The following is a 2,509-nucleotide window of genomic DNA, read 5'->3' on the forward strand; positions in this document are numbered from 1 at the left end:
GGAACGCGCGGCGCCCCGGCCAGGCGCGGCGGCGCTCCTTGAGCAGGCCGTCCAGTTCGCCGACGCGGAACGGCGGGAACGCGCCGGGGAAGGAGGAGGTCGCGCGCGCGGCGAAGACCAGCTCGGGCAGCGGCGCCAGCGTGTCACCGGCGTGGCCGTCGTCGCTGAACGAGACCACCACGCGGTGCTCGGTCTCGATCACCTCGGGCGGCGAGTTGAGGCGCAGCCGCTCGGGGTGGCCGGTGAAATCGGTGACGGTGACGAACAGGTCGAGCGGCTGACCATCGGGCAGCAGCCGGGGGCCACGCGACGCCGCCGCCATGGCATCGAGCGCGTCGAGCAGCAGCGCGCTGAACGCCGCGCCGGCGAAGGGCGGCTCGAACCAGCGCGAGCGGATCAGGCGCGACAGCTTGGCGCGCACCTCGTCGCGGGTGACGGGATCGGCGTCCACCTCCTCGCCGCCGCGCCCGGCCATCCAGGCGAGCGGCAGCGCCCAGGCCTTGGCGAAGCGCGACGACGGCGCCTTGGCGGGATCGATCAGCGCCTCGACATCGGCATGGGCGAGCCACAGGTCGGTCAGTGGCTCCAGGCTCTGGCCGGTCGAGATCGCCTGGGCGAGGAAGATGCCGTTGATGCCGCCCGCCGACGCGCCGGCGACGATGTCGGGCAGCACGCGCAGCCGCGCCGCGCCGTCAGCCTCCAGCTCGCGGAGCAGGTCGCGATAGACCGCGTCGACGCCCGCCGACTCGGCCGCGCCGTCGTGATGCGCGCGGCTGGCGCGGGCGAGGCGCCAGACCTCCTTGGTGACGCCGTGCATGTAGACGGCGAGGCTGATCCCGCCATAGCAGACCAGCGCCAGGCGCAGCTCCCGCTCGCGCACCTAGCGTAATACCGCCCAGATCGGCAGGTGATCGGACGCGCGCCGTGCCGTGGCGGAGTTGTGCACGCCGGCGTCGACCATCGTCAGCTCGGGCGAGGCCATGATCCGGTCGAGCCGGCCGATAGGGCGGCTGGCGTGGAAGGACGGGCCGGTGGGCGCGAACCGGTAATGGCGGGCGAAGTCGCGCAGGCAGCCGCCAGCGGTCGTCCATTCGTTGAGGTCGCCCATCAGCACGGCCGGACGCCGCTCGGGCGCGGCGTCGAGGTGCGCCATCACCGCCGCCGCCTGACGCCGTCGCCACAGGCCCGACAGATCGAGGTGCATGGCGGCGACGCGAATTGCCAGGCCGCCGGGCAGCGTCAGGTCGGCGGTGACGGCGCCGCGCGGCTCCAGCGCGGGGAGGTGGATCGGCTGGCACCAGTCCACCGCCGCCGCCTTGCGCACCAGGATGGCGTTGCCGTGCCAGCCCATCGACGCGGCGCGCATCCCGAACGGCACCGCGCGATAGTCGCTCGCCTCGTCGAGCAGCCGATCGGGGATGACGCGCGCGCGTGCGCCGAAGCGCCGGTCGGCCTCCTGCAACGCGACCACGTCGGCGTCGATCTCGCGCAGCACGTCGAGGATGCGTTCGGGCGAGCGGCGGCGATCCAGGCCCACCCCCTTGTGCATGTTGTAGCTGGCGACCTTGAACATCGGATCGGTGGCCCAACGCCGCGTGCCGGCGAGGGTTGCGCCGGCGCGGCCAGGGTGGATGGTGCCGGTTGCAGGAATCGAACCCGCGACCTTCGGTTTACAAAACCGCTGCTCTACCAGCTGAGCTAAACCGGCGTGGAGGCGCCCTTGCGTCAGGGCACGCCGAACGTCCAGCCCTCCGTCGCCGCGACGCCGGCCAAGCCCGCCGGTGCCCAGAGCGCCTCGTCGGCGGCGGCGCGGCGGAGCCAGGCGGCGGTGAGGATCGCGTCGCTGGCGTGATCGCCGATCGGACCGGTGCCGCCGGTCGGGCAACTCGCGATCGCCGGATGGCGGAGCGCGGCGTCGAGTGCCGCGTAATCGCGCAGCTTGCTGCGGCCCGGGCGCAGGCCGGCGGCGCGCGCGGCGAGGCTGGTGTAGATCTCGACGATCGCCGCGCCGGTCGCGGGCAGCGGATCGAAGGGCCAGACGGGGAGCCGTCCGCGCACTTGGTGGAGCACGCGCATGCCGGTCAGGCTGGACTTGCCGACCTGCGCCGCGCCGACGAGGTTGAAGCAGCTCGACGGCGACAGGCCGAGCGGGCGCTGCCGCTCCTCGCAGACACGCAGGCGACCGCGCCCGCCCGGGGCCGCCGTGATGGCGGAAGTGGCGGGCGATTTCGGGATCGGCGAGGAAGCCGCCGGCGCTCAGATGCGGGCTGTCGACCGAACGCTCGTCGACCAGGCGCCAGAGCGCCTTTGCGTCGGCCGGTCCGTCCAGCCAGCCGGGGAAGAAGGCGCCGGCGTCGGCGAAGGGCAGGCCGGGGGACAGGTCGACCCCGATCAGCCAGTCCTCGTCCGCCCGCGCGACGAGCCAGGCGAGCAGCGCCTCGCGCGACCAGCCGCGATCGAGCAGGACGGGCGCGGCGTCCCCCGGCTCGGCGACCGCGACCGCCAGCCC

The 2,509-nt window shown here is 74.2% G+C and carries 4 protein-coding genes and 1 tRNA gene; 1 reads left to right on the forward strand and 4 read right to left on the reverse strand.

What is annotated here, in order from left to right; genetic code table 11:
- The 4 genes from HUU95_RS14250 to HUU95_RS14265 all read right to left on the reverse strand — a co-directional run.
- On the reverse strand, positions 1 to 880 hold an 880-nt coding region (locus HUU95_RS14250), incomplete at its 3' end, for a patatin-like protein (RefSeq protein WP_174280699.1).
- Positions 881 to 1,573 carry an endonuclease/exonuclease/phosphatase family protein gene (locus tag HUU95_RS14255; protein ID WP_174280700.1) on the reverse strand — a complete coding sequence of 231 codons (693 nt, stop codon included), beginning with the start codon at positions 1,571 to 1,573 and terminating at the stop codon, positions 881 to 883.
- 59 nt (positions 1,574 to 1,632) lie between these two features.
- Positions 1,633 to 1,708: transfer RNA gene (locus tag HUU95_RS14260), tRNA-Thr, on the reverse strand.
- A 17-nt stretch (positions 1,709 to 1,725) separates the two neighbouring features.
- Positions 1,726 to 2,076, reverse strand: a complete 351-nt coding sequence (locus tag HUU95_RS14265; RefSeq protein WP_174280701.1) for a hypothetical protein — start codon at positions 2,074 to 2,076, stop codon at positions 1,726 to 1,728.
- Here HUU95_RS14265 and HUU95_RS14270 point away from each other — a divergent pair.
- Positions 2,075 to 2,509, forward strand: a 435-nt coding sequence (locus HUU95_RS14270; protein WP_217429850.1) for a hypothetical protein, incomplete at its 3' end; no start/stop codon positions are given. The two genes, HUU95_RS14265 and HUU95_RS14270, sit on opposite strands and share 2 nt — an antisense overlap.

This window comes from Sphingomonas bacterium (assembly GCF_903643065.1).
Taxonomy (GTDB): domain Bacteria; phylum Pseudomonadota; class Alphaproteobacteria; order Sphingomonadales; family Sphingomonadaceae; genus Sphingomonas.